Origin of the sequence: Calothrix sp. CCY 0018 (assembly GCF_963920925.1) — a bacterium.
Classification (GTDB): Bacteria; Cyanobacteriota; Cyanobacteriia; order Cyanobacteriales; family Nostocaceae; genus Rivularia.
In genome coordinates, this window is the sequence record NZ_CAWUDI010000057.1 from 1 (window position 1) to 26,162 (window position 26,162).

The following is a 26,162-nucleotide window of genomic DNA, read 5'->3' on the forward strand; positions in this document are numbered from 1 at the left end:
TGAGTGTTCCTCCGACTGAGTACTACTGGTTCGCTCAACAGGTAGTACCGATGGTGAGTGTTCCTCTAACTGAGTACTACTGGTTCGCCCGACAGGTAGTACCGATGGTGAGTGTTCCTCCGACTGAGTACTACTGGTTCGCTCAACAGGTAGTACTGTATCCTGCGTAGCGATATTGTTATTAACCGAAACAGATGCTGGTGGATAAACCACACCATAAGGGTCAAAGATTTCCTTAAACCTTTCCCAATTCTCACCCCAGTAAACAAGACAATGCGCTTGCCGTGCGGATAATCTCGGCTTGTAGCTGGTATCTAAGAACTTTATTCGACCAGTCCAAAAACAAACGGGTTGAGATTTTAGTATTGGAGATAACCACTTAGTATCCGTAGCAGCAGGAACTAACACGATAGCTTCTGTTACTCGTCCTTGGGCAATCTCAGCTTGCAACTTTTTTATCCACACACCTGGTTGAGAGTAAGGAGGATTAATGAATACGCGCCCGTTCCACTCTTGAATCAATCCATCATCCATCGCGGTATAGTGCAGTGCTGCGGGTATATGTTTCCCTTGATCCGCGCAAGGGTCGAGCGTAATTTGTCCAACTACCTTAATAACAAGCTCAAATATATGAGGTGGAGTGTACCATTCATCCGATGATAATGATTTATTAGTGGCTCCCTTAGTTTTTATTAATTCTGCTACTTCACAATTGGATAGGAAAGTATCAATACAGATATTAAACAGTCCTTGTTTACCCTTAACAGCAAACGGTTCTTTTATAGGTTGAATATTTTCTAACTTCCATGCATAACGTCCAACTTCCCAATCACCACAGAGTATTTCTGTTTTTGCCTGCTGGGCAACAAAAGATGATGTCATAGGTATGCAATCTACTAAGTCGCAAATGGCGATCGCCTTCCCACATGGAAAATTAATTTCGTTCCAAACTGGTAATTCGATGCTATTACCAATCTTTAGATATTGTTGATATTGCTTTTTAGTAACTTTAGCTGTAGAGCAAATCAATAGTTTGCCTCTATAGCTGGTTTTCCAGCTTCTAGTCTCATACTTTTTTAGACCCCAAGTAATCAAAGAGCAATAAGGCTGCCACAAACTGATTGCTTTTAATGAGAGGTCTTTATCTTTTGATTGTTGAATAGAGCTTTGAGAAGTTGAAGTTAATTTTTCTGTATCTGCCGATTCAACTGCTATCGATTCAGAAAATTTTGATTCAGATCGTGCCAATGAATGTTTGTTCTGAGGGGACAAAGTTTCCTCTTCCTCTCCCAAAACTTTATTTTGCTCGATTTCGGGAAGATAGCTTGGTTCGTCCCAAGCAGGGTCATAAAAAACTTTATCCCAGTCGCGTTGACAGCTTTGTTTTTCAAAGTCCTGATATAATTCAATGTCAAAAAGAGTTGTCATTTTTATATCCTTATCTTACGAATGAATTCTCTACGAGCCAAGAGCAAACACACTTAACCCTTAAATAGAAGTAAAAAAAAAGAATCTTGTTATATAGCTATCAACGATTTAACCCGCTATTGTAAAGGTTTGAGAGTTTCACAGTAAATTTATTGGCAGAGACAGAACATTAAGTCGCAACCGGATTAATCTGGTAGCATTAAACTATCCGCCTTCTATCTAGGCTTTTGTGCTTATAGATTAATAATACAATTTAATTAGCATAAATTGTACTTTTATATATAAAAATGCATTATAGAGAAGCTTTTAACCAGACATTAAAAAAATTCGGTATTCAGGCAAAAGTCCTAGCTAAGAAAAGTGGGGTGCAGGAGCGTCAAATTAGCCAGTTTAGGAACGGTAAAGATTTGATGGCTGAAACTCTTTTCAGCTTGATAGCCGCTTTGCCTTCAGAAGCTAGGATTTACTACTTTTCCTGCATAAATGGGGAGTCAATGCTAGACGCGGTTGATTTACGTTCGCTTATTAACTCTATGTCAGTAGAGTGTAAATCCGAAGTATTAACTTTAATTGCTAATTCCCTAGTAGAAAATCAAGCGAAAACTGAGTCTGCTTCATTAATACAAGCAGTATAGGTTATTAGGGCTAGCTATTATTTTTAGTTATCATTTTATACTGCATCACCCCAGAAAGAAGTAATAACAGGAGCAAACTCAGACGTATCTTCACTACTAGCAGGTTGTGCAAAATACTTAGCTCGGTTGGCGATCGCCAAAATTCTATCAGTATCCCTGACATATAACGGCACCATCGAGTCCCGTTGTTCCAATAATTCTTCTAAACCAATATTCATTTTTAGTCCTTGGTGAAACAATTTACGTGCAGCCTTCTCCACCATCCGAGCTAGTTCTGCACCAGTACAATTAACAGTTTTATTGAGAATAATCCGCCATTGCTTTTGTGTTAGCACATCACTATTCTTATAGCGCTTATCAAATCTTGCCAAATGCATCATTAAAATTTCCTTACGCTCGTAGGCTTGAGGGAATCCCACATAAAATATTTCATCAAATCTTCCCATCCTGGTTAACTCAGGTGGTAATACATCAATTCTATTAAGGGTAGCAACCACAAATACCGCAGTCTTTTTATCTTGTAACCAGGTAAGTAGAGTTCCTAAAATCTGTGTAGAATTATTATCTTCCCTACCTGTATCTGATGTAGAAAACAATTTATCTAATTCGTCAAAATAAAGCACTACAGGAGCGCAAGCTTCTACCCGCTCCAAAGTACGCTTCAAATATGTAGCACCACCGCTGACAACGGCTGCGGTATCCACGCTGACAAGGGGAAAACCTAGAAGAGAAGCACAGACATTTGCTGCTAGAGTTTTACCAGTTCCGGGTGGTCCCACTAACAAACATCCCTTGGGAAGAGGAATATTCGCTTTCCTAGCTTCCCTTGAAAAATCCCGCTTGGCTTGGAGGGTGAACTTCTTGAATAAATCCAAACCGCCGAAATCGGGTACGCTTGGCTGTGAAACAAAATTCAAATTGAAAGAACCAAAGCGGTTAATTTTATAAGCTAGAAGTTGTTTGGATGAATTACTAATATTTAATGGTAACTCAGGACGAATAGCAATTGCTAACCCCAAACGAATCTCTTCAATAGTCAAACCAGAAGCAGCATTTACCAGATTTGATATATTATTTTCCTCCGTCAAATATGGTAATTCTTTTTTAAGGTAATTAGTGATATCTTCTCGTGAAGGTAATGGATTAATCAAAGTCGGAATTAAACTAGCAAGAGTTGAGGGTATTTCAACATTATCTGTGGTCAAAATAATTAGTTTTTTGAAGAAACTATTATTTTCAAGTTCATAGTAGATATTAACTATCTTTGATATGAGTTTGTGAGAAAACAATTTATCTTCTTCTGACGCACCATTTTTTAAAGAGAACAAGTTTTCAAATACAAAAATTCCTTCTCTTTCAGAATCCATTAGAAACTCAAAAACATCAAAAATATCTTGGTCGTGCTTACATAAACAACTAGAATGTATAGCAGAAAAATCTATTTTACCTAATTCATTACAATCAACTTGTTCCATGCATCCCCAACCAGAATTCCATAAATATACAGGAACATTTTTTGGAGAAGCACTGTTTCTTATTATCAACTCTAAAACAGTTGCACGTTCTCTGGTTAAAGCAGTTACGTTAACTACAGGAACGCCTGAATCAATCAATAAATTCAAATAAGATAATTCCATTGTTAATCCGTTATTAATAAAGGGTACTAAGCTAATTCAAAATATTGGTTATTCTTGGATTCAGACTCTACTAAATTTTGTTGTGAGGGCTGTAGCTTTGGTAGAATTTGTTCAAAATACGTTAAATCTTTCTGGCTCATATTACTTTTGAGCTTTCCCCCATCCTTTTCTAACAACATACCGCGTCCATCTTTCGCTTCAATATGCACACTACCTTCAGGACTAGCTGTCCATTTATAAGAAAAAACACCATCTATTTCAACTTCTCTTTGTTGAGCTATAGCATACTGCACTAAAGCATTAGTCACTGTTTCTACACGAGAAAAATATTCGGCTTCCTGTTTACCTATAGGAGTAAAATTTGTAGGTAGAGGTTCATTTTTCTTCAGAGAATGTTGTAAAGAACTAATGTCTTGAATTTGTGTACTATCTAAATTACCTTGTTCAACTTTCAACCCTAAAGGAGTTGAACGAAACTGCATTAAAAGTTTCCCTGTTGAAGAGTTGGAAACTTCATACTTTGAACCTTGACGTAAAATTTGGTACTTATCAGCAGTGTATTGATTTGCTCCAGGTTGCGTTTGGAGATGAAATAAAGTTTTTAAAGATGCAGCGCCTTTATGTTGAGCAGAATTCTCTTTAAACTCGCGCATCCCTAGTTTAATAGCAGAAGATACACTTTGAACCACAGTTGAAACATTATTAATAGCTTGCTGCCACCATGAAGTATTGGAAGGTTGCTGTAATCTTTGTTTGATTAACTCCTGATAAAAATTACGTTCATCAGCTAATGCTTTTAGCTCAGTTCTTAACTGTTCAACTTCAGATAAAAGGATATTCCTTAAAGGACTGTCCTCCAACGCTTGAATCGACTCTTTAACTCGTGTCGTTCCAGTAGCTAATGGTAATTCTTCATCCTCTTTGATTAATGATTTTTGATTATTATAACCATTATTTAAAAAGTTGCTTTCATCAATTTGATTTGAGTGTTGCCGCTCTTTACCATAATTATTTTCTTTGATAACTTCTGGTTTATTTTGACTTAAATTTGCCTTAGCACCCATTAGGTTGTTAATAAGTACTTTACCACTCTCATCACTCTGTAAAATGACTTTTCCGTCCAATTCTACCTTTTTATTGTTTACTCCCGAAGCGACATCACCAACAGGTGTAGAGCGTAATTGTTGAAGTTCGGTAATCAGTTGAGGATTTAAAAGCTGTCCCGAAACCCCAGAAATGTCGTCTCTAAATTGATTATTATCTCGTCCGTAAACTAACCTATCACCATCAAATATTTTCAAATCTTGTTGCTGATTATCTCCTGAATTTTTGACATCTAGTAACGTTCGCAATAAAGTTTCAATTATCTGCTCGTAATGCTGTTGAATTGCAGTAGCATCGCCGGAGTTTAAAGTAAATATATCACTCATTATGTTAACTCCTCCTGTGTAGCAATACGATTAAGAAGCATATGCGAATCTACATAAAAAATTGCTAACTCTCCATCAAACATCCAAGCTATGAATCTACTGACATCTTGGCTATTTCTCGTGCATTCGTAGCATCCAAACTTATTAACTCTGCCAGCTAATAAACCGTGTTGGTCAAATATTTCTATAACGAAAGGACAGTAACCTGCATCTAATTTCGGTTTTTCAATAGCGGATAGCAGCATTTGCTGCCATTTGGGATACTTCGCTAAAAGAGATGAAATTTCTGGATTCCAATTTGTTTGTTTTAGCTGTAACATTTGCATAAATAATAAATTATGGTTATTACATTTCCCCCTTCTTGCTCCCTACCTGCTTAAAACACGCTTGCAAGCTCTTGGGGAGAAGGTAAAACACCTGGTTGTTCGGGTAGTGGAAATAATTCTTCTGCTAAATGAACCCGTTCCAAAAACTGATTAGAACGCTCTGAATCACTAATAATAACTCCATTATTTTGAATCAGTCTTTCTCGTACAAATTCCCATTTCTCCTCCGACCAATTCATCTGTTGAATATCTGATAATGGAACCTTTATTTTTTGCAACAGCGGAACATAAGCTTCCGTACCCCTCTGGTAAGCTGGGTTGATAATTACTGCCCTCCCAGTACCCATTTTGGCAAACTGGGCTGGTTCTAATAGATGCCTTTTTTGATGATGTTCGTTAGTGCTGCGAGAGCCTCCCCCTTTCCCCGTACTGCGAGATTTAGAATTAAACTGAATTTCCATTTCTCCCAAATAATCACTGAATAACTTTGCAGATTCGGGATCTTGGGGATTAAATATAAACTTAGTTGCAGTACCACCCAAAATAGCCCTTGTCAGTTCTTTTCCGTAAACTTTCTCTAATTGAGCAATATTTTGGTATCCCAAAATCCCCACCATCCCATCTTCTCTATTTTCGTTAAGCCAATTTACTAATGCTGGTAGGTACAAAGTTGGTAATTCGTCCAATGCCACAATCAAAGGGTCAGAACGCGGTACGGTACGCGATACATTGCGGGTGACAATCATGTGCAAAATAGCCGCAAGTAAGGGACCTACAATGTCTCGGTTATTTCTGTCTAACCCAAATACAATCAACTGCTTTCCATCCAAATCCAGCGGTAGTGTCGTTTTACCGCAAAATGCCCCAACAAAATCGCGTTTGAGGAAACGCTGAAACATTCTTTGTGCGGTACCGATAATTGATACTGCTGTTTTTTCTGAATCTTTAACGCTGATAAGTTGAGAAAGTGGACGAGAAGTCCATACCTTGAGTTTATCTTTGGAAGCGGCTTCCATACGTGCCGACAAATTTGGTAGAGATAAAATTGCCTGCGCCATCATCAAATCGCAATATTTATCATCCCCAGTTAAAGTTTTAACTGCCTTTGTTACCAGTAAAATACCTTCAACCAAACTATCGCCAGCTTCTTCAAAGAATTTATCGCTACTATTGTTACTGCGGTCAAAATTGCGAGATATAACTTGTGTCATTTGTCCGGCTGCAATCGCGTCTTCCTCATCTTTTAATAAATCCAAAGGATTACAAGTTTCACTTTCGGGGAATCCCGGCGCAAATACCCGCACTTTGTAACCACGTTTCATCGCATAAGCTACAGCTCGTTTAGTCTGCGCGGGGTACTTGAAATCATAAAGACACATTGGAAATCCTTGGTCAAAAGCGCTACGGAGCAAGGGGTCTATAACTGAGAATGTTTTACCAGAACCTGCTGCACCAATAGCAGAAATTCCTCTTTGAGCATCGGGGAAATATAACGTTTTGTCTGGCTCCTTCCACTTATGCAGTTGTTGAGAGAAGGCGGGTTTATTTTTCATTAAACCTTTGGAGCGCCATTGTTTTTCGATTTGCGAACGTATATCGGGTGGAGTGCCAACATAAAGGGCAACTGAGTTGCGGATTGGTTTAGCAATCTGCTTTTTAGCTTTGCGTTTAGCTTTCTGTTTTTCGCGTTTACCTCCCCAGTAGCTGGTTGCTACTTTACCTTTATGATTACTGCCGGATAGGAAATTGAAAATGGCGATCGCAATAAAACAACCTATAAGCGTCAGCCCAGATTGGGACTTCATCAAATCAGCCAGTCTTTCAATCTGTAAAGTCGGTGGTGTCGCCGTTGTCTGTAATTTAATAGTTGTCATTTTTCCGTTTTTTGTTCGATAGTTGTCCAAGCTTCGTTGAAGCGCATATATCTACCAGCATCAAAGCAATATTTATTAAGAGATACCATAGAATTCATGGTTGTCTTTTGAGTGAAAGTTATGCAAGGGAAAGCTTTATTGCAATACCATGTTTCTTAACAGAATCACTCTCGTTAGCATTGCTAACTTCTGAATCAATTGGAATACTGGTACCACCAAAATGCATTTGACCAACACGTTCGATTAGTCTTTCTTGACTAAATGCTTTTCCTGTAGTTGGGTCAATCTGCTCTGATGCATTATCTAATAATTGATTGGTATCGGATGCAATTAATTTTTGTTGTTCAGTAGGTGAAAAATATTGCACCATTTCTTCACTTGTAACTTCTTCACCCTCATCTAATTTGCTCAGAAATTTTGCTCCGCCAGATTTACTATTAATAATTCTTCTCACTTCAGGACGGTAAGACATGAATTGCATCGCACCAAGAGAGCGGCCGCAATTACCGTTCCCATCACAAACATAATTTCCTACCGAGTCGTAATTATCTTTAATCTCGGAAAGCGCAGTACCCAAAGCATCAATATTCGTACCTTTGGAATGTCGCTTACTACAACTACCTTTGTTTGGTGGTAATAAATTAGATAAATTACTACTTGAAATTATGGGAGAGCTATTAAAAGTAAATCCGCTACTTTTCAAACCTGTAGGAGTCGAAGTAGAATTTTCACCACCTCCATTTATAAAGCCCAAAAATATAGGGTCTTTCTCGCGATAAGTCATAAATGGAACCGGACCGATAAAATAAGGCGTACATCCCAAATCAACAAAATTATTTCGCATACAAACCCGAAAGAATAAAGCTTGGGACATCATTCCATCGACTTCTGACACATCCCAAACCGCTACCTTAAAAGCCTCGCCAAAAAGATGTCTGCCTGTAGGTTCTTTTCCGCCATTAACAGAACCCAGAATTCCTCTACCACCTTTAACTAATTGATATTTGCCGCTAACCCAAGCTTTACCTTTGACTGACTTGGAGCCAGATAGTTCTACATGAGCGCAGTCTTTTTTGCAGGGTACGGCGAAACCTTCTTGTTTACTTCCAGAAATTGTTCGTTGTCGCTGCTGTTCGTCAGTTCCAAAAGCAACATCAACTATTCCCACTTCTCCACCTATAGCGTTTATGGGATTGGGGAATTGGGAGAAGGGAACCGACTCCAATCCTGGAACTGAATCAACATAAACCCCTTGCCATTTTTCAAATTCTTCAATTGCCGTTGTGGATAGTCCAGGTATGGAATCGATGCTATAGGAATTTAAATCAATTTGAGAAAAATCTAATTTACCTAAATGTGGCGATAGCGAAGCGCTGCTGCCAGCAGAACGCCCTAATAAATTACCAATCGTTTGATTACCATCTACTGAGCCAGATAAATTTTGAGAAAGTAAATACTCTACGGGCTTGACTTCATTAATAGGAATGTTTTCTAGAGCAGGAATTGCAGAAACTAAACTACCTAAAGTTTGTAACTTCATAATGCCAAATTCTTCTAAACTAATCTCACTTGCATCGGAATTTGTAATTTGATAAATATCAGCCAGCGAAAACTTTTGTAACTCAAAAGAGTCCTGAAAATCACCTAACATCATAAATTCTGAAACGTTTTGTCCTTTTTCCCAATTGCGATTTGGATTGTAACCTAACTTTTCTTCGACACCTTGAGGTGCTTGGAATGAACTATCTGTATTGATGGAAGGCATTGTAGAAAAAGTCATTTGATTCCAATCTGGTATACGAGTATTCTGCAAATCAACAGTTTTTATTTGAGTTTTATTATTAGATATATCTTGAGCCTCGGATGAAATAATAATTGTACCGGAAATAATTATTGATAATCCTATGCAAGCTATTAAACTAAATTTTTTATTTGATAATTTCATAACTTTCATTTCCTAATTCCATTAAGCGGTTTACTAACTGTAACGAAATTCCATTATTTCGAGCAGCTACGTTTATCTGTTCTCCTAAAGAGGCTGAAACTAAAAAGCTTTTAACTCTCGGAATTAAAGGAGATTTTAGAGAAATTAAACGCTGCTGTTGTGCAACAATAAGCCCCCGACTTATTAACTGTAAATTATTGATATCTTTCTGTCGAAATCTATCAGTATTAAACTCTTCTTGAGTTGGTGTAATCTCAATTGTGTGGAATTTGCGTGTTTTATCCCCCATTGCTACCCGAAATAAATAAACCCTTCGTTTATCTTTGCCTTTTGCTACTACCGTTAATAAGCTGCTATTTGATGAAGGTAACTGCTTAAAATCTAAAGGTTTAATTTGACGTAAATGCAATACAGTTGCGCCATTATCTGACTCGCATTCTTTTCCTAACCCAGATAAGCAACCATCAACATCTAAAGAAGCAATAGCAGGGTTATCCAACCATACCTTCTCAACTTTCTCACCAGTAGCAATGAATGAAATATTTACTCCATATCCAGGTGATAATTCAATCAACGGTATTTCACTTTCACTATTACCAGTTGCAACTGTATTGCTTATTCGCTTTACACCATTTCTCATCTCACCAGCAATTACTTTCATTGAAGTACTGGTCAAAATTAGTATGGTATAAATTGAAAAAATAATAGTTTTCTTTACAACATTTTTCATCGTTATCTCAAGATAAAGGATTGATTTACAAATATCTCTACTTGCGTATTAGCGGGAACATACCAAAGTTTTTTTCGTTGTTTAATTTCCGATATTTTTCGTTTATTTCGTTCTTTAATCTGTTCGGTAAGTGGCTCAAATCCACCTTCTAAAACAGCACCTAAAATATTAGAATTACCTCGTCTGGTAGAAGAAAAACTATTAGTACCACCAAAGCCACTCGAAGTAGAGAATTGCTCGGTTTTAGGTTGATTAAGCACTTTACCTATTTTGGCAAGAGAACCAACTACGAACGTTTCTGCATCGCGTGCAGCAATATCGTCGCCTTTATTACCGCGTTTGGATGCTACCAAAGGTTTACCTGAATTACCACGAATACTAATTGCTTGTTGGGGAAGGATGTATTGCTTACCGTTAATAATAATCTGTTTTGCTTGGAGTTGTACTAAGCCTGACTCTTGAATGTTTTTTATAGTCGCAACAATCTGAGTATTTTTAGGTAATGTTATAAAACCACTTCTATCTTTAAATGCTTCGGTAGTTTGAACTATAAAGTTTTCTTTCTGATTAAAGTTAGATTGTTTGGGATTGTTTTGATTGGTTGAACCTTCATCCCACATTAAGGGTGTAATCAATTTTCCAGCAATGGTGGAACCTAGTTTTAGTTGCCTGACGTTTTGTAAAGGTATAGGACAACTTTCATTATAGAAACAAGAAACATTTAGAATCCGAGCTTCTTCTCTATAAAGTGGTTTAGGATAAGTGGTATTTTCGTAAGTTTGACTAACCATTAAAGGTGTAGCTGATGGTATTGTCGTAGGTAAAACTGGTTTTTCTTGTACAGCGGGTTCAACTTCCTCCTCACTTTTTTGTTTGTTCTTCTCTTTAATAAAAGGTGTAATTCGTGCAGTACCATAACTACCCAATTGATTTACAGCTAACCATTGCTGTGTTGGGTCAATTTCGGATGGTTTTTCAGTTTTAGGTGGTGGTGATATTCTTCTTACGGGAGAAGTTATTAGTGGAGGATTGGAGGTGATTGTAGCTTTGGGAGGAGCGGGAGTTAGCGCTCTATCCGTCCTGTTATGTCTTGGTGCAGGATAATAATTTTGTCGTATAGGAGGACGAGGAATTGTTCTATAAACTGGCGTTTTACTTACAACTGGCGTTCTTTCAACTGAAGCTATGTTTTTCCTTGGAGTATTAATATTCTCTTTGTTCAATTTTTGTGGAGCTTGAGAATCAGTTTTTGGAATAGGTGTTTTAGTATTTTTTGACTCTTCTTGTGATTTAATTTTTTCTGCTTGAGTTGAAAGAGCCAATGAAGCTTTTAATTTTCCATTTTCTACTTCTGCTGGTTTAGTATCTTCTCTAAAAAGAACCTTCGGTTTTTCAGATTTGCTATCTGCAATAAGTGGTGCAGTTCTTGGTTTACCGGAAATAATACTATTTAAAAAAGTTGCCCCCGTACCAAATACAACCAGTAATATCAAACCTACTGCACCAAACTTAGCGAAAGGATTAGTTGCAAAAGTTGGCTGAGTTTTACCATCATGCGGGTGATCAAATAATTCGTGAGTATCAACTACATTATTATTTGAATCAACAACTTCTGTATCATTTACAACTTGACTGTTATTGCTTGTTTTCTCTGAATCACTAATCGTTTCTATTTCAGTTTCTTCAGCAGTATTATTATTATCTTCGGAATCATCATAGCCAAGCAATTTAGCTAAACTTTCTTCATCCCAATTAGTTGAAGATTCTTGTAAGGATTGTTGATTTTTTTCGTCAACAACATTTTCACTCGAATTTGGAATATTATTCATAAATTTTCCTGTGGTAAATCTCGTATTGCATAAATCTCTAAACCGCTCGAACGTACTTGATAAACTACTGCTGCTAGCTCATCAATCTTCGACGGAGATGAAGGTGCTTCTACTGCTCGGACAAATATTTCTTTATTAAAAGGAATCACTTCCCCTAACTTATTACTTTGTTCAAACATGGTAAGGTTAGCAACCATTCTTACTTTCCATTTACCTTCAGCTATTTTTACTGGTTGTTGAAAATATTGTGGAACAAAAACTACTTGTGTTTTTCTTTTAAACACTCCTGAAGGTGTAATTTCAGCAAGCAGTTCTAAAAACTCTTTCCGAAAATCCGACGATAAAGCGTAGGATGCTTGCCATGCTCCGTGAGTTACTTTACCTCTACTATTACTAATTGAATTAATACCTATACCACTGTCGGGTTTTGGTTCTACCGCATCTTCAACTGTTGTGGCTGGTAGATTTCCCGACCAATTCATCATTAAAGTCATTGTATCGGAAACAAAGCGTAATACTACTTGAGGAGTACGTTCCAAACTTCCTAATTGAGCAACTTTGATTGATTTTCCACTTTCCAATTGAACCAAAGTTGGAGGTGCTTTTTTACTTAATTGGGAATAGGAACCATATAACAAAAATAGGATTACAAAAACTAGAAGATGTAATAAGAAAGTACCAACAGTAAATAAGGCTAGAGTATCACTTCTAGAAAAACGGGTTGTAGTACGATTCAAAAACTTTAAACGTTTATCTTCTGTTTGAGAATTTATGTTTTTATGAATTGACATATATTAAATATTCTTTATGGTTTTTTCATGAATCCAGTTACAACAGAAGAAAACCCTAAACTAGCAATACTTGAAAAGCTTCTTAAAACTGCCATACCTCCACCAACTGCTAATACAACAGATAAAATCGGAGCCAAAATACCAATTGCAAACGCAAAAATCATTGGGTCATTATTATCGGCATTCATAACTAACGTAGCAACCAAACCAGAAATTATATTGAAACTAAGTTTTACCATTCCTACCGAAAATAAGCCCGTTAACCAAGCGAAAATAGCTTTATTTCCTACAGGTAATAATGAACCTCCGACAGCAAGAGGTCCAAGTAGTGCTGTTAGCAACATAGAAACTTCTACAATCCATTGAAAGGCAATACTAAAAGCTAATAACAATCCTCTTACTGTTAATTGAAAGATATTAGTGTTGAAAAAATCATTGATACCTTCAAGAAAATTGGAATCGTTATTATCAATTTGAGATTCGATTTGTTGCGCTTGTTTCTGGGCATTTTGCAAGCATTCCGTTTGTTGAGTCGGGTCGGCTATAGCGTTACATTGAGTAACTAATGTTCTTATTGCTTCTGCCTTACCATTTTTGAGCATGACTCTTTGATAAGCTTCTTGTAGTTGGATAGAAGCAGATGTAGTCGAGAGCAATGTTTGATTTGTTTGATTGATGATAGCTCTAAGTCCAAGAGTCGCTGAAGATAGAAGTTTGGCGTTATTAGTAAGTAAAACTATTACGACTAGTGGCCAGATGATTTCTGAGAAAGCTTTGCTGTTATCACCATCAACCATCTCTCTCGTCCACTGCACCATAAAAATCAATAAAGTTCCGACAGCAAAGAAAATTCCGAGATTGGCGATCGCACTATACAATCCCCCACCAAGTACGTCATTCCAAAGCTTATCCATCGATTGGGTAACGGCTTCGCTTGCGGCAATTCCATCTTCTGTAATTGTGGAAGCTGCTTGCCCAGGATTTGGATTATTGACTTGGACGAGAATTAGTCCCCACCGTAATAGTAAGAATGACATACTATAACAACGTTCTTAAAACAGTTTTGCTTGTGCAGCAGTTCTTAGATTGCTAAAACCTTGACCAACTATCTCCTTATTACGCATTTGATTTTGTCCATCCAAGGAACGAGATATATTTGTAAGGTTTAAATTAGCTAAATCTTGAGATTGTTTCGATTTCAAACCATCCGCACGCATTGCTCCTAAAATTGCTGCGGTTGATGTATTTTGTTGAGCGATTCGCTTCATTACGTTCTGTGTTACTACCTCGTCTTGCGCTGCGGCTGAGTAAACTTGAACTCTTTCAATAGAATTTTGGGTTTTTTCAACTTCTTCGATGGTTAGTAGTTGACCATTTTTACTTAACGTACTATCTACTACAGCACGAGTAATCTGGCGGTCAACTTCATTTGTTGCTTGTTCTACGGTATTAATTGCAGTATCTGAACTTGCTGCAATATTTTCAACTTCCGTGCGAGCTTCTATAGCGTCCGGTAAACCCAATACACCAAGTGTCTCGTTAATAGCCGCCTCAATATCTTTTCCTAAAGATGAAGCTAAAGGTTCAAGTTTACTTTCGAGTACGGATTCAACATAGTTATCTATTGACTTTAACTCCTGTTTCAGTTGGTTAATAGTATTGAAAATAAACGGTATGGATGATGCGCTCGCGTGGCTTATTCCTAAAATAGAAATAACAATTGCTCCTCCTAATCCGAAAAATACTAGTCTTCTTTTTTTCATAATTATTCTTTCCTTTATAAATTTACAATGTTTTTAATAATTGCTTGGAGAACTCTGTCACAGCTACAAATTTATCTGAGTATTTCATCATTGCAGCAGTTCTGTACTCTTGTTCTATTGGATTATTTGCTACTATCGCTAATAAATTAAACGGTGGATAATAACGGGTGCCTGTAAAAATGCCATTATCATCTAACAACCATTGAGAATAAAATCCTTCCTTTTTTGGGAAAAAACTTTCTGTTGCATTACAAGCAATTATCTCTAAAGGATATTTCAGAATCGAAGTGAAACTATCCACAGCATTGGGTTGAATACGTCCAATCAGTCGCGTAGTTAGATTCTGAAAAATTTTTGCTCCTGATGGAGATTGAGCAATACTTTCTGGGTCTTGGGCTGATAATATTACTCTTATCCCTGCTTTCGCTCCGTTAGCACATAGTCTTCCAACTAGTGCTGCAATCGAATCATACTCAAATAAGATAGGACTTTCATCAATAAAAAATACGCTTGCTTTCTCTGACAATGCTCGTCGTAATGCAGCACTATAAGCACTCAAACTTAAGATTGCAGCATCGTCATCGTTGGAAAGGTTACGTAATGCGAATATCAGAAGTCGCGCATCGCTACGAAAAGTAGAAGGTTGGGCTAAGGATTGTCCGACCCTTGATGAAAGCCAAAACCGCAAACGCAGTAAAATCGTTTCTAATGCAGCTTTGGTGTCACCAGTCATGGAATCCAATCGCAGCCGTTCGTGGGAGCAATAACTTAAAAAGTCATGCAGGGTAGGTATTGTAGACCATTCGGGAGAGCCAAAACCGTTAACATATGCTGCGGCATATCTATCGCGTATCAAATCGTCTTCAAAAAAAGCTTTCAATGCTAACGCTAGGATAGAACGCACAGTATCGGTTAGTGTTTGTGAGTTTGCACTACTAGAACCTCTACGGCTACCCACAATCATTGTTAGTAGAGCAGTTGCAAGAAAATCTTTGTAATCGGAAAATCTTTCTTGCTGCAATTTGGGTGGAAGGGAACGTAAGTTGGGCAGTTCAAATAAATTACTTGATTCTTTACCGATATCGAAGTAAGCGCCATCTTCGCCCATAAATTTGGTGTAGTCAGTAAAGGTACTTGTTCCATCAGGTTTGGGATAATCCATTGCGACTACAGGCATTCCATAAGCTAAAGCCTGGGTGATGATGCCCGATGCCATTACGCTTTTTCCGGCGCGGGTGGTAGCAAATAATCCCAAATTTTTATGCTGGGTGTATAAGTTAAGAAATACTGGTGTTCCTCCAGCAGAAGCAATCAATTCAAAACCGTCATCGTCACCTTTCCTTGTCCTGACTAAGGGTAAAAGTCCAGGAACTTCACCACTTAGGTAGATTAAGCGGCGATTAAAAGGAACTGTCATCAAACGTTCCCAGGCGATAGGTAAAGTTTGCAGCCAAATCCTCCAGGGATATTCAGTTTCTCTTACCACCCATGCAGGACGAAGAAAACTTGATTGTAAGTAACGACAAGCCTCATCTAATTGTTCGCGGGTATCACGATAAACCAAAAATACCACCGCAGTATGAATGGGGACGGCTCCTTCATATAGCTCTGACTGCGCGTCGATTGATTTTTTGATGTTGAGTAAAGATTTTACGTCAACCGAATTTTTCTGTTGAGCAATAGCAGCACTTGTATTTGACTGTTTTGTAAGACGCTGCATATTGGTTTTTACGAGTGTTTCATTTGCTCGCATTAATTGACAATAGATTTCGGTATCGTAAATTCTTTCTTTTGATAAAACCTCCCATAGATACTGCATTTGTCGTTCTTTGTCAGTCCAGCCACCGGGTTTTTCTACAAAGGTTAATGCTCCTATATAGTTATTTTTAAGATGCACCCAACGTTTATCTGCTATGGGGACAGAAGAATCGGATTCCATCAGAAGAGATTTGGGGGCAATGTCTGAGTAAATTTCTTCGTGTAAACCTTCTTCATTCAGAACTAAAAGCTGGGGAATTTGACGCGGTGGTGTGTCGTTAAAGCGGTGCCATAAAATGTTCCAAAGTTCTTCTGCATCTAGGGGACGGATATCCAAGCCCATCTTGTTGGAAAGTAGTTGCTCCCAAAGTTGGAAACCATCTGTAAAAGAAGAATATAGCAAACGCTCGATGCGGACAAACTGTAACTCGTTAATTTCGCCGGTGAATGATTTCCATAAGCGTTCTAATTTGGAAAGCCCTTTTTCTATTGCATCGTTTGCACCATTAGTGTCTTGTTCTACGGTGTAAGTGCAGTACAGACGCAGAGTTTTGGGTTTGCGGATGCCCTTTTGTGTTAATTGTTGGATGCGAGTGCGTTCGCCCATTAACAAGTATTGTAATTCTAGATTGGGGGCGTTTTCACTCAAGTTTTTGAGTTGTTGCTGTCTCGGAGTATCGTCGGTAAAAGAGCTTAGATGAATTGTTAAACGTTCCCCTGATGGTAAATCTTTCAACCCTGACTCAATAGCATCAAATACTGGCGAAATTTGTTCTGTCCGTAATGTTGAATGAATACCCACGCACTCGAAACCGAAATGAATCATAAAATTGTTGATACCCTTTCTCAGAACATAGGCACCAACAGAGCGTCCTTGGAGATTTATCTGTAGCATTGACACTAAAGATAAAGCGTCTTCTAACGGTGTTAAACGGACTTTATCCGTACCATTATCGACTATTTTTTTACCAATTTTTGATTGAACGCTCATTTTTTGTGTGTTCTCTTTGAATTAACTTTTTTAGTTCTTGTATTTACAAGCTGCTCATAGCGTATACCAACCCTATTCCAGTTAGGAGTTGAGACAAATTTCGATAAAATTCTCCAAGCACCATTGGCAGTCAATACCCACCAGGTAGAAATTCCCCAAGCTGCAATAGAAATTGTCCAAACCCAATTTAAACGTAATAAACCGTGGGCGAGGTAATAAGAACTTCCACAAATAATTGCCCAGGGAACTAACTGGTCAGCAGGGAAAGGTCCGATTGATGGTTGTTTACCTAAAGTCGCATTTACCTTACGATACTTTGATTTTTCTGATTCCATATTTTTTAATTGTGCTGGTTAATTACGAATTACGAAGCTTTAGCGTCACCCGAAGGGTGATATTACGAATTAAATTTATCCTCCTGGTGCTGCACCACCTCCGCCACCACCAATAATCAAATTCGCCAAAATATCGCCCACTGTTACCGCAATTAAAATAATCATTGGTGTACGGGCTAAATTTTGCCAATCTTCATCCTGCCTTGAGGCCTGAATCACCTTTACTAAAGAGATTCCCAAGTAAATTAAAAACAAACCTCGCAACACATTGAAGACTAATGGAATTGCTTCTCCTGCACCTGTAAATTGTCCAGTCATCCAGGTTTCTGCGTTTTGAAAAAACTGTGCTTGTGCTGGTGTTGATAGTGCGTTTAGCAGAAAAAAAGTACCACATATTACAAATATAGGTGTGGATAATCGATAGTACCGAGAAAGCTTTTCTAAAAAAGTAAATAGACCATTCAAATTATGTCGCCAAGCTATTGTAATTGTTGCAAAAATACCCAAGATTAGTATTGCGAAGCTTGTAAAACTTGGATTAGTGATTGCATTAAATACTGCGATCGCAATTGCAACAATCCATAAAGATAAATTAGATATTGAGTTTGATGAAGGATAGCGTTTTGGGGATATCGAAAAAATACGGGGTGTTCTCAAAGACATGATTTTTCAAACCCAATCATTTTCTATATCTTTGATAACCCGTTTCATCTTCAAATTTAATCAGCCGATTTAGGTAAATTAAAATCGCTTTTTCTCTGATTAAATATTATTAAACAGGACTAGAAACATTACATTGTTAAAATAGATTCTTATGTATTAATACGCTTTTACATTTTCCGAAAGTATCAAATTGTTATTTATAAATTTAATATGGCTATGAAATTACATAGATTTAGAATTAAATAAATACTAACTATTTATGTATAATACTTAATTAAATCGCCATGCCTAATGTTATGCAAATTAAAAATAGCCCAAACATTATAAGTTTTGGGCTACAAATAGAATTGTTAGTATTTGCTGTAGTTATCATTACTTACAAAATTTTTTATAGGTCGTACTCACCTTCCAAAAAAGACAGTATTCGTTCCTGCTGAGTCGTAAGACTAGCAGGGTCATGTATTCTTGAAAGCGCCTCAAGCACAGCTATATGAGTAGTTTCGCCACTCCTATAAACCTTATCTGCTAATCGCCGGATACGTTGAGAATTACGATCGGCAATTTCTTCAGATGCTGTATATATTGGTTCCAAATTTTCTGGTTTAACTGTGGGTAAGTCCATTTTCCACATCCTAATAGCACAACTATGAAGATTCACCGCATTAATTATGCACCAACATCCAGAATATTGTTTTAAATCTGGGTCGCCTTTAGAAATAATTTGGCATACTTCACCCACAATTCTTGGGTTGGGAACGCGCTGCTTGTCCTTGATTTGTTGAACAATACTTGTCTTTCCTTGTTTATTGTCGAATATTTGTTGAGCTACAGTGCTTCCTTGAGTATGCACTACTTGAGCTAGGGATAGAATATCTTCCTTGGTCATCTTGGGGCTACGAGATAAAATTGAGTGCTTAACTTTTTCTCCTAACGCATCCCCTAAACAATCTAATGCTTGGCTTAGTTTTGCATCATTCTTAATCGTTCTAGGGCTGACCTTGTATTCAGCCGCTAAAGATTTAGCTTTATCCATCGAGATAGCATCTTCTACTTCTTCTTCCGAAGTGCAAGTTTTGCATTTCGAGGAATTCTGCTTTAAATTATCCTCACGATTACCTCTTAAATGCAGATAGCGCTTACCTCTGAGGTAACTTGCTACTTCTGGTGTAGTGTTGCGTCTTCCCAGTTGATTATTGACAATCCAGCAAATAGCAGCATCTCTAGATACCATATCAATTTCTACAATTTTGTACGAAATTTGATTTTTGGTACATAGGTCGTAGCGGTTATGTCCATCTAGAAGAATAGACTTATCTTTCCAAACTACCAAAGGGTCAATACAGCCAAATTCTTTCAAATTTGCTTCCAATTGCAGTTTCTCTTCAACAGAGAGTGGAGGAATCAGATTTTTAAATTCAGAGTCAATTTGAAGTCCTGAGTCAAATGAAGGCGTGATCACTTTTTCTTCGTTTACTTCTTCTGAATCAGCCAAAATTAATGAAGAGAGTTGAACGTTTACTACATGAGGCTTATAGGCGTGATTCAATGGTTCATCAAGTAGTACAGATGCTATATTGCCGTTTATTTCTTCAATCTTCCCCCTAGCATAAGCGAGATACTCTTGACGAGGGCTAAGATTATCCGGTTGAATGGTTACATAAGAGCCGACAGTTTTTAATTGTAAATTCTGTTGTTCGTCACAAATTGTTGAAGCTGAATTTATACTCATAGCTATTCTGCTCACAAATTCTATTTACTGGACGCGAAGATTGTTGTCGTCAGTTTCATTCAGCTAGAGACGCAATAGCTCCAAAGGATTTGTCAAATAGAACAGTGGCTGTACCAGTTTCACCATGTCTTGCTTTCGCCACAATCAGTTCTAAGATTTTTTGGTCTGAAGTATTCGGGTTATAGTATTCATCTCTGTATGCAAAGATAATATTATCGGCAACCATCTCTAATATTCCCGATTGGCTAAGGTCGCTCATGATTGGACGTTTAACTGGTCTACTTTCGACAGCCCGATTAATTTGGGAAAGTGCCAATAGGGGAACGTCTAGATCGCCTGCCATTTTGTAAAGTTCCCTTGCGACACTTCCTAACTCATAACTGCGATTGGCACTCGAATCTTCAGCCATCATCTGTAGGTAATCAATTACTACTAAGCCTATTTTCCCTTTCTTAGTTTTGATTTGACGACATTCATGGGCAATGTCAGAAACTTTAATTTCCCTACTATCACTAATGTAGAGTGGCAAATTTGATGCAATATTGACAATCTTGTTGATATTGCTTAATTCCCAATCAGCCAAGCTTTCACTCAAAGCTCGGTGTCTGCGGATGCGGTCACTTTGTATCGGAACAAGGTCGCAATTTTTATAATCGGAAGCAATACTGATCAAACTCCATAAGCGATATTCCAATTGCTTTTTAGTCATCTCTAATGAAAAAAATATTACCGGGAGAGAATGGCTTAATATCATCTTCAATGCAAGGCTTAGGGAAATGGCACTTTTGCCCATTGACGGTCTACCTGCAATTAAAGTCAGCGTACCTGGTTCAAATCCTACTATCAACTTATCTAATTGGTTAAATCCGGTCGAATAGATCGGATTAACGTTTTCAATTTCCTCGTAAGCAGCAACGGCGATCGCGCTATTATGTTCAGTATTTGAGCAAAGTCTTTGATTGAAAATTTGAAAAATTTTTTGTTCGGAGCTATCCAATATCTGTGGTAAGTCAATTTCTGTCTGATAGCCGAGTTGAACGATTTCATTACCCGCTCTTATCAATTGCCTCCTTCTATACTTTTCCATAATTAAATCGGCAAGAAAATCAATGTTTACAGCCGATACCGTTCGGTCTACAAGTGATGCTAATTTATTCCTACCACCTACCCGAATAAGTAAATTATGGTCATCTAACCAACTGATAATTGTGAGTAAATCTGTTGGTTTACCTTGATTATCAAGTTCTAATGCAGCATCATAAATTTCTTGGTGAGCTTTGATATAAAAAGCTTCTGGAATTAAGTGAGAACGAACTCGTACAATAGCTTGGGGGTCTAGAAGTATTCCGCCGAGGACAGCTTCTTCGGCTTCTATATTTGCAGGGGGCATTTGATCAATCATTTTATTCACACTCATTCTTAAGATTGCAGTTCAATTTTTTGTACGATTTTAAGAAGAACTTTCTTGTATCAGCGATTCCTTACAAGCAACTGTAGCTGCAACGGTTTGTTCTTCTAGCTCACGTTTCCATTTTTCTACTTGCTCTCTTGCTTGTATGCGAGAAAGTTCTTCTTGATTCCTAGAAACTTGCGAAGCTTTATAAAAACGGTATTGAACTTCCCAGCGATTTTCTCCAGCTTTAGTCTTACTTGCTAACCACGCTTCTAAGTCAATCACCTCCTCGCTAAGATTCTTCGTTCTTTCTTGACAAAAATTTAAAAAACTCGCTCGCTCCTCATCTGAGAGAGTCTTTATAAAGTCTGAATAAGTCTTAATAGTCTGAGGAGTTCTCAAATCGCCATCTGGTAAAGGTTCTGGCTGTTGTTCGTTTCCTATAGGAAATTGTGGTTTCCTATAAGAAACCTCAGTTTCCTCTACGAAACTCGGATTTCCTATAGGAAACCGTGGTTCACTATATGAAACGTTGTTTCCTATAGGAAACTCAGTATATTTGTATTGGTCAGTGGTTATTTTGATTTTGACTTTCGATATTTGTGCCTCAATCAAACCAATTTGGTCTAATTTCTTGACTGCTTTTGATGCTGCTCCTTTCGAGATATTTAGTTCTTTCGCCATTTCTGTAATGCTGTATTCGAGATGGCGATCGCCAAATGGGTCGAGCGAGCGTAAGTAATACAGCACTTTGATTTCGGCTCCAGTCAAGTTTTTCACAGTCTCCACCCATTCATTGTGAGTTAGTCGATAAAAAAGAGGTGTCTTTTGTTTACTTTCGATAGAGTTATCGTTTACGCAGCAATTGCTCTGGGTCATAATATATAAAAATCTGAAACATTTAAGCCGAGCTACTGATCTACTAATTCGGCACTTGAAAATAGATGTCTCACCTTTTTCTGTTGGTGCTATTATGTGGGTACTCAAAGCTAACTCATCCATCAATGAGGCATCTTTGTAAAAAAGTAAGCATTGCTGAAATAGCAATTACAAAAATATACTATTGCTAACTTGGCAATCATTAAGTAAAGAAATGTTGCGATGAGCCAGCACAGAGAAATTTTTAATCAGCTATTGTTGGCTTTTGATTATTCAGCCAAACAGGTGAGTGGTTGGACTGGAATTCATCAAAGTCGTCTCAGTCGATTTCGCACGGGAAAACTCGATTTAGAAGCAGGAGAATTTTTCAGCTTACTTACTTGTATGCCAAAAGAATTTCAAGATACTTTTTGGCTTAAGATTCGTGTGGAAGAAGCAGATTGGCGAACGAGAGTTTTATCTGCTAGTGATAACGAAATTGAAGAAATTCTTAGAGGACTAGCAGATAGATGGGCAAGCAGTGTGGGGCCTTTCAAAGTCGCTTCCTGACTTGTCTGTACTAGGCTCAAGATTACTATTATCCTGCGATCGCCTATCGTTTAAAGTTTATCGAACTGTTGAGAAGAACAACAATTGAAACGAAAAAGAGCCGTTATTCCTTCAAAAGTTTAACTATGTGGAGAGTCGTAAATTTTATCTTTGAACGACGCAACTAAACGCATTTTCAGCTTAAATAATCGCTGCACTAAACGTAAACCTTGTTGCGTTATTAAAATACGAATCGCAACTACACGATTTTTTTCACTCATAACTGTGGACTCCGAGTGTGAATAAATAGGGAATCAATTATCACGACGGTAGATGCCCGCATAATTTCAACCTATGCGGGTATTAAAATCCATCAACAAATTTTCTGATGGTTTTAACTGTAGCCGAAGACACCTAATAAAGAATGATGACTAAATTACACAGAAAACAAATCTACCTAAAGTGATAATTGTTTTTCTATTATTAACTTCCAAAATTATTTTTTTACGCTCAACAAAAAAGTTTTTATACAAATATTAATTTCAACAATCTATATAATTACGTAATCAGCTTTTAAATTCCTAACCGTTAAACTCATATTGAATAATTGATTAACTATAAATGTAAGCTACTCTACAAAAACAGATGTGTAGAAAATAAAACATTTTGAGCGAGCAAATATTATTTTACTTATTCAATTTTTCTAATTCATTATGCATTGATTATTATCTGAAATATTGATAAATACGAGATTTTCAACAAATAAATCAAATTTTGTTGAAATTTTACTGAATTTCAGTATTCGGTTATCACTTTTATTTATGGATACTACAGCTTTTAACATTGATGTAGTCGATTATTATTCTTGAGTATTACTATGAGCGGATTTGAAGCAATATCAACTTTTATCTATTTAAGTAGCTGAATATTTACTTATCATCTTTTATTATACAGCTTGATATTAACCTGTAATTCTTTATTGAATGAAAAAATTGTCAAAATAGAAATAAATGTGTATAAATAGTTCAAAGAGCTTCTCGGACTAATAACAGGTCTAATCGCATTAATCAGGCGCGAAATTGTATGATAAACAACATTTTTTCTGCATTTGCATAGTGGGGGCTTGCAATCAGAAGTAAATTTTGTTTGGAGAGCGCTGTGGGCGGATTAATTTCTTATGGATTGTCTCAAAGTTTATAAAAAAGGAGACATATCCAAACTTTAAATTGTTTCCAATTGCAATAGTTTTAATTACGGTAAGTCCGAAAAGGATGGAAGGAAAACTCGCGACGAAAAAAAAGCACGAAAAAGTAATTCATTGCTTGCTGAAAAATAATAATAAGAAGTGAGGTTAGTAACTTGGCTAAGCGAACAATGTATAAGCTGCCACCTGACGCAGAACTTTTGACGATTCAAGAAGCATCAAAAAGGTTAGGAAAAGGTTTTAGCCGTAGTTCGATTTTGAGACGAATTAGGTCTGAACAATGGAAAGAAGGTTTGCATTGGGTTGATGCAAGGCGCAATGATTCAATGAATCGCCTTATAAAAATCAATATCACTGCCGTGTTAAACGGATTTACAACTCCAGCAGCTTTTCGTTAAATTTTTTTTGGAGGGACAATTCAATCCCTCCAGACAGTTTTGAGTTAAGGAGCAGGTGGTCTACCTGTTCTATTAATTAATGTTTCATACACTTTGAGGTAGGTTGCTTCATCAATCCAAGCTCGATATGTCTTGCAATGAGTGGTAACTGAATGTCCCATCAATTTTGCTCCAAAGTCGGGAGTGAATCCGAACTCGAAGCACCTACGCGCATAGCAATGACGTAAGTTGTATGGGGGAAATGGGATTTTAAAATCGTAGAAAAATCCGGATACCTTGGTTCCGAGTTTGGCATTAGGGGAATCTTCGATTGCTTTTAAATTCGGTAAGATGATTTCTTGAAGATTCCAACTGTATGCCCATTCGGGATAAAGCGGATAAATAAATCTCTCTCCCGTTTTAGTTTCATCGCTAACTCTTGCGGTGGGGAAATCTAGCATATCAACATGAAATGCTTCATGGGGACGTAAACCATATGCCGCACACATCCCATATATCCACTTCCAACCGGGACTGGTAATTCTGTCTCGCCATTGGGCTATTTGCTCATCAGTAGGTAAACTTCTTGGTGATACAGTTCCAGGTGAATAACCACCAGTTAATTCTTTGATTCCTTCTAAATTTTCGAGCTTGGCGAATTTAGCAAGTCTACCTAGAATGTCACATACTCTTTTACGACTCCGGGTATCGGGTTCGCTAAGGCTAGCGAATTCGATCATTAAGTCGATAGAAAGTTCTGCATCGTCGGCGAATTGTGCGAACTTAGGGAAAACAACTTGATAATCTTTCTTCCAAGTTGTCTCAGTCTGCTGGTTGCGCGATCGCCTTCTCCAATATTCTGCTTCAAACTTTTCTACCCAATCCGATACAGTTTCAGGTTTTGGCGCTTGGCTCAATTGCCACTCTGCCCAGTCAAACTTACCTTTATCAAGCTCTACCCTCAAAGCACGAGCTTGTTGTTCTGCATACTGCAATCCTGCAATGGTAGCTTTAACTCCTTGAGGATTTTCTTTTGTTCTTAAAGAAAGCTTCTGTTGGTAAGGTTTAGTTTTACCCGAATTCGGTTTTGGTGGAAGCGTTCCCCTTAACCATAAGGTTCCTCCACGTTTCTCAATACTGATGCCAGTATTAGAAGCTCGCAATCTACCATTTGCTTGAGCAAGACGATTATTAATATCCATAAAAGTTTACCCCAAAGTTTTTAAGGGACTGTTTTTTATAGAAGATGTCACCCAATTTCAAACGGACGAACGCGCAATACTCTACTGAGCAGCTTTTCTCAGATTTTAAATGGTAGCTAAAACTGTGACTAAATTTGTGACTAAAATTGTGAGTTGATTCTACCCAATTTGACCTAAAATGGTACAAACGAAGAATCCGCTCCTCGAACCTAGAAGGTGCTTGTGGAGCGGGAAAGGACGGAATATTCTTAAAGGCGACACCCGGATTTGAACCGGGGGATGGAGGTTTTGCAGACCTCTGCCTTACCACTTGGCTATGTCGCCGCACAAGAGTTTTTATCTTACCAAAATTTTATCTAAAAATCTACCCCTTCATACCATCTTTTTTCGTCCTATGCCTACCCATTGTATTACCTCATATTTGTGCTAGGATTTTCGGTTACGTATAATACATATTTTTCTCTATAGGAACAGTATTTATACTCCTTAAGACAAGGGTACTGAAAAACATAAAATATAAGAGATTTATATCTTAAGATAGATGAAAAACATTAAAAAGACATATTTTAGTATAATAAATTGAAGGTATAATTCGGTTTATACTTACGAAATTAAAAAATTAGTAAATATACATAACCTTGAAAGTATTGAAGACTTGATAGTATGAATATGCTATTAAAGAAGCATTAACTACCAGTATCTAAGGAGCATTATG

The 26,162-nt window shown here is 37.4% G+C and carries 22 protein-coding genes and 1 tRNA gene; 3 read left to right on the plus strand and 20 right to left on the minus strand.

What is annotated here, in order from left to right; translation table 11 throughout:
* Nucleotides 1-1,428 (minus strand): DNA N-6-adenine-methyltransferase (locus ACM03V_RS29560; RefSeq protein ID WP_414624381.1); only part of this gene is annotated, 1,428 nt, incomplete at its 3' end.
* A 287-nt stretch (nucleotides 1,429-1,715) separates the two neighbouring features.
* Between ACM03V_RS29560 and ACM03V_RS29565 the strand changes: the two genes are divergently transcribed.
* Nucleotides 1,716-2,063 (plus strand): hypothetical protein, encoded by a 348-nt coding sequence (locus ACM03V_RS29565; RefSeq protein ID WP_414624382.1) that lies wholly within the window; start codon nucleotides 1,716-1,718, stop codon nucleotides 2,061-2,063.
* A gap of 35 nt (nucleotides 2,064-2,098) precedes the next feature.
* Here ACM03V_RS29565 and ACM03V_RS29570 read toward each other — a convergent pair whose 3' ends face one another.
* From ACM03V_RS29570 to ACM03V_RS29645, 16 genes are all read right to left on the minus strand, one after another.
* Complete coding sequence (locus ACM03V_RS29570) at nucleotides 2,099-3,700, minus strand: AAA family ATPase (protein WP_414624383.1); 1,602 nt, start codon at nucleotides 3,698-3,700, stop codon at nucleotides 2,099-2,101.
* Between the two features lie 26 nt (nucleotides 3,701-3,726).
* Entirely contained in the window at nucleotides 3,727-5,130 is a 1,404-nt protein-coding gene (locus ACM03V_RS29575; protein ID WP_414624384.1) for a hypothetical protein, read from the minus strand.
* Nucleotides 5,130-5,450, minus strand: coding sequence for a hypothetical protein (locus tag ACM03V_RS29580; RefSeq protein ID WP_414624385.1), 321 nt, complete (start codon nucleotides 5,448-5,450; stop codon nucleotides 5,130-5,132). The genes ACM03V_RS29575 and ACM03V_RS29580 overlap by 1 nt, the downstream gene beginning before the upstream one ends.
* Nucleotides 5,451-5,506: 56 nt before the next feature.
* Nucleotides 5,507-7,330 (minus strand): type IV secretory system conjugative DNA transfer family protein, encoded by a 1,824-nt coding sequence (locus ACM03V_RS29585; RefSeq protein WP_414624386.1) that lies wholly within the window; start codon nucleotides 7,328-7,330, stop codon nucleotides 5,507-5,509.
* Nucleotides 7,331-7,448: 118 nt separating this feature from the next.
* Nucleotides 7,449-9,275 carry a hypothetical protein gene (locus ACM03V_RS29590; protein WP_414624387.1) on the minus strand — a complete coding sequence of 609 codons (1,827 nt, stop codon included), beginning with the start codon at nucleotides 9,273-9,275 and terminating at the stop codon, nucleotides 7,449-7,451.
* On the minus strand, nucleotides 9,259-9,936 hold the full coding sequence (locus ACM03V_RS29595) for a hypothetical protein (protein WP_414624388.1): 678 nt from the start codon (nucleotides 9,934-9,936) through the stop codon (nucleotides 9,259-9,261). The genes ACM03V_RS29590 and ACM03V_RS29595 overlap by 17 nt, the downstream gene beginning before the upstream one ends.
* A 71-nt stretch (nucleotides 9,937-10,007) precedes the next feature.
* On the minus strand, nucleotides 10,008-11,834 hold the full coding sequence (locus tag ACM03V_RS29600) for a TrbI/VirB10 family protein (RefSeq protein ID WP_414624389.1): 1,827 nt from the start codon (nucleotides 11,832-11,834) through the stop codon (nucleotides 10,008-10,010).
* Entirely contained in the window at nucleotides 11,831-12,625 is a 795-nt protein-coding gene (locus tag ACM03V_RS29605) for a hypothetical protein (protein WP_414624390.1), read from the minus strand. The genes ACM03V_RS29600 and ACM03V_RS29605 overlap by 4 nt, the downstream gene beginning before the upstream one ends.
* Nucleotides 12,626-12,639: 14 nt before the next feature.
* On the minus strand, nucleotides 12,640-13,662 hold the full coding sequence (locus ACM03V_RS29610; protein ID WP_414624391.1) for a hypothetical protein: 1,023 nt from the start codon (nucleotides 13,660-13,662) through the stop codon (nucleotides 12,640-12,642).
* Between the two features lie 15 nt (nucleotides 13,663-13,677).
* On the minus strand, nucleotides 13,678-14,388 hold the full coding sequence (locus ACM03V_RS29615; RefSeq protein WP_414624392.1) for a hypothetical protein: 711 nt from the start codon (nucleotides 14,386-14,388) through the stop codon (nucleotides 13,678-13,680).
* A 22-nt stretch (nucleotides 14,389-14,410) separates the two neighbouring features.
* A complete protein-coding gene (locus ACM03V_RS29620; protein WP_414624393.1) occupies nucleotides 14,411-17,137 on the minus strand; it encodes a hypothetical protein in 2,727 nt (908 codons plus the stop codon).
* Entirely contained in the window at nucleotides 17,134-17,472 is a 339-nt protein-coding gene (locus ACM03V_RS29625) for a hypothetical protein (protein WP_414624394.1), read from the minus strand. The genes ACM03V_RS29620 and ACM03V_RS29625 overlap by 4 nt, the downstream gene beginning before the upstream one ends.
* Nucleotides 17,473-17,547: 75 nt before the next feature.
* Nucleotides 17,548-18,135 carry a hypothetical protein gene (locus ACM03V_RS29630; protein WP_414624395.1) on the minus strand — a complete coding sequence of 196 codons (588 nt, stop codon included), beginning with the start codon at nucleotides 18,133-18,135 and terminating at the stop codon, nucleotides 17,548-17,550.
* A 388-nt stretch (nucleotides 18,136-18,523) separates the two neighbouring features.
* The gene (locus tag ACM03V_RS29635) at nucleotides 18,524-19,864 is read right to left on the minus strand and encodes a hypothetical protein (RefSeq protein WP_414624396.1); all 1,341 of its coding nucleotides are present in this window, start codon (nucleotides 19,862-19,864) and stop codon (nucleotides 18,524-18,526) included.
* Nucleotides 19,865-19,919: 55 nt separating this feature from the next.
* Nucleotides 19,920-21,266, minus strand: coding sequence for a replicative DNA helicase (gene dnaB / locus ACM03V_RS29640; RefSeq protein ID WP_414624422.1), 1,347 nt, complete (start codon nucleotides 21,264-21,266; stop codon nucleotides 19,920-19,922).
* A gap of 48 nt (nucleotides 21,267-21,314) precedes the next feature.
* Entirely contained in the window at nucleotides 21,315-22,037 is a 723-nt protein-coding gene (locus tag ACM03V_RS29645) for a hypothetical protein (RefSeq protein WP_414624397.1), read from the minus strand.
* A gap of 321 nt (nucleotides 22,038-22,358) precedes the next feature.
* On the opposite strand from ACM03V_RS29645, the gene ACM03V_RS29650 reads away from it, so the two are divergent.
* Nucleotides 22,359-22,685 (plus strand): hypothetical protein, encoded by a 327-nt coding sequence (locus ACM03V_RS29650; RefSeq protein ID WP_414624398.1) that lies wholly within the window; start codon nucleotides 22,359-22,361, stop codon nucleotides 22,683-22,685.
* Nucleotides 22,686-22,804: 119 nt separating this feature from the next.
* Here ACM03V_RS29650 and ACM03V_RS29655 read toward each other — a convergent pair whose 3' ends face one another.
* Nucleotides 22,805-22,945, minus strand: a complete 141-nt coding sequence (locus ACM03V_RS29655; RefSeq protein ID WP_414624399.1) for a hypothetical protein — start codon at nucleotides 22,943-22,945, stop codon at nucleotides 22,805-22,807.
* 1,093 nt (nucleotides 22,946-24,038) lie between these two features.
* Here ACM03V_RS29655 and ACM03V_RS29660 point away from each other — a divergent pair.
* Nucleotides 24,039-24,266 (plus strand): hypothetical protein, encoded by a 228-nt coding sequence (locus ACM03V_RS29660; RefSeq protein WP_414624400.1) that lies wholly within the window; start codon nucleotides 24,039-24,041, stop codon nucleotides 24,264-24,266.
* Between the two features lie 44 nt (nucleotides 24,267-24,310).
* Here the strand turns inward: ACM03V_RS29660 and ACM03V_RS29665 are convergent, their stop codons facing one another.
* Nucleotides 24,311-25,447, minus strand: coding sequence for an integrase (locus tag ACM03V_RS29665; protein WP_414624401.1), 1,137 nt, complete (start codon nucleotides 25,445-25,447; stop codon nucleotides 24,311-24,313).
* A gap of 252 nt (nucleotides 25,448-25,699) precedes the next feature.
* Nucleotides 25,700-25,771 (minus strand) — tRNA-Cys (locus ACM03V_RS29670).
* Nucleotides 25,772-26,162 lie beyond the last annotated feature (391 nt).

Coding starts and splice junctions, on each gene's coding strand:
- ACM03V_RS29565 (WP_414624382.1), top strand. CDS start 1,716: ATGCATTATAGAGAAGCTTTTAACCAGACATTAAAAAAATTCGGTATT.
- ACM03V_RS29570 (WP_414624383.1), bottom strand. CDS start 3,700: ATGGAATTATCTTATTTGAATTTATTGATTGATTCAGGCGTTCCTGTA.
- ACM03V_RS29575 (WP_414624384.1), bottom strand. CDS start 5,130: ATGAGTGATATATTTACTTTAAACTCCGGCGATGCTACTGCAATTCAA.
- ACM03V_RS29580 (WP_414624385.1), bottom strand. CDS start 5,450: ATGTTACAGCTAAAACAAACAAATTGGAATCCAGAAATTTCATCTCTT.
- ACM03V_RS29585 (WP_414624386.1), bottom strand. CDS start 7,330: ATGACAACTATTAAATTACAGACAACGGCGACACCACCGACTTTACAG.
- ACM03V_RS29590 (WP_414624387.1), bottom strand. CDS start 9,275: ATGAAATTATCAAATAAAAAATTTAGTTTAATAGCTTGCATAGGATTA.
- ACM03V_RS29595 (WP_414624388.1), bottom strand. CDS start 9,936: ATGAAAGTAATTGCTGGTGAGATGAGAAATGGTGTAAAGCGAATAAGC.
- ACM03V_RS29600 (WP_414624389.1), bottom strand. CDS start 11,834: ATGAATAATATTCCAAATTCGAGTGAAAATGTTGTTGACGAAAAAAAT.
- ACM03V_RS29605 (WP_414624390.1), bottom strand. CDS start 12,625: ATGTCAATTCATAAAAACATAAATTCTCAAACAGAAGATAAACGTTTA.
- ACM03V_RS29610 (WP_414624391.1), bottom strand. CDS start 13,662: ATGTCATTCTTACTATTACGGTGGGGACTAATTCTCGTCCAAGTCAAT.
- ACM03V_RS29615 (WP_414624392.1), bottom strand. CDS start 14,388: ATGAAAAAAAGAAGACTAGTATTTTTCGGATTAGGAGGAGCAATTGTT.
- ACM03V_RS29620 (WP_414624393.1), bottom strand. CDS start 17,137: ATGAGCGTTCAATCAAAAATTGGTAAAAAAATAGTCGATAATGGTACG.
- ACM03V_RS29625 (WP_414624394.1), bottom strand. CDS start 17,472: ATGGAATCAGAAAAATCAAAGTATCGTAAGGTAAATGCGACTTTAGGT.
- ACM03V_RS29630 (WP_414624395.1), bottom strand. CDS start 18,135: ATGTCTTTGAGAACACCCCGTATTTTTTCGATATCCCCAAAACGCTAT.
- ACM03V_RS29635 (WP_414624396.1), bottom strand. CDS start 19,864: ATGAGTATAAATTCAGCTTCAACAATTTGTGACGAACAACAGAATTTA.
- dnaB (WP_414624422.1), bottom strand. CDS start 21,266: ATGATTGATCAAATGCCCCCTGCAAATATAGAAGCCGAAGAAGCTGTC.
- ACM03V_RS29650 (WP_414624398.1), top strand. CDS start 22,359: ATGAGCCAGCACAGAGAAATTTTTAATCAGCTATTGTTGGCTTTTGAT.
- ACM03V_RS29655 (WP_414624399.1), bottom strand. CDS start 22,945: ATGAGTGAAAAAAATCGTGTAGTTGCGATTCGTATTTTAATAACGCAA.
- ACM03V_RS29660 (WP_414624400.1), top strand. CDS start 24,039: ATGTATAAGCTGCCACCTGACGCAGAACTTTTGACGATTCAAGAAGCA.
- ACM03V_RS29665 (WP_414624401.1), bottom strand. CDS start 25,447: ATGGATATTAATAATCGTCTTGCTCAAGCAAATGGTAGATTGCGAGCT.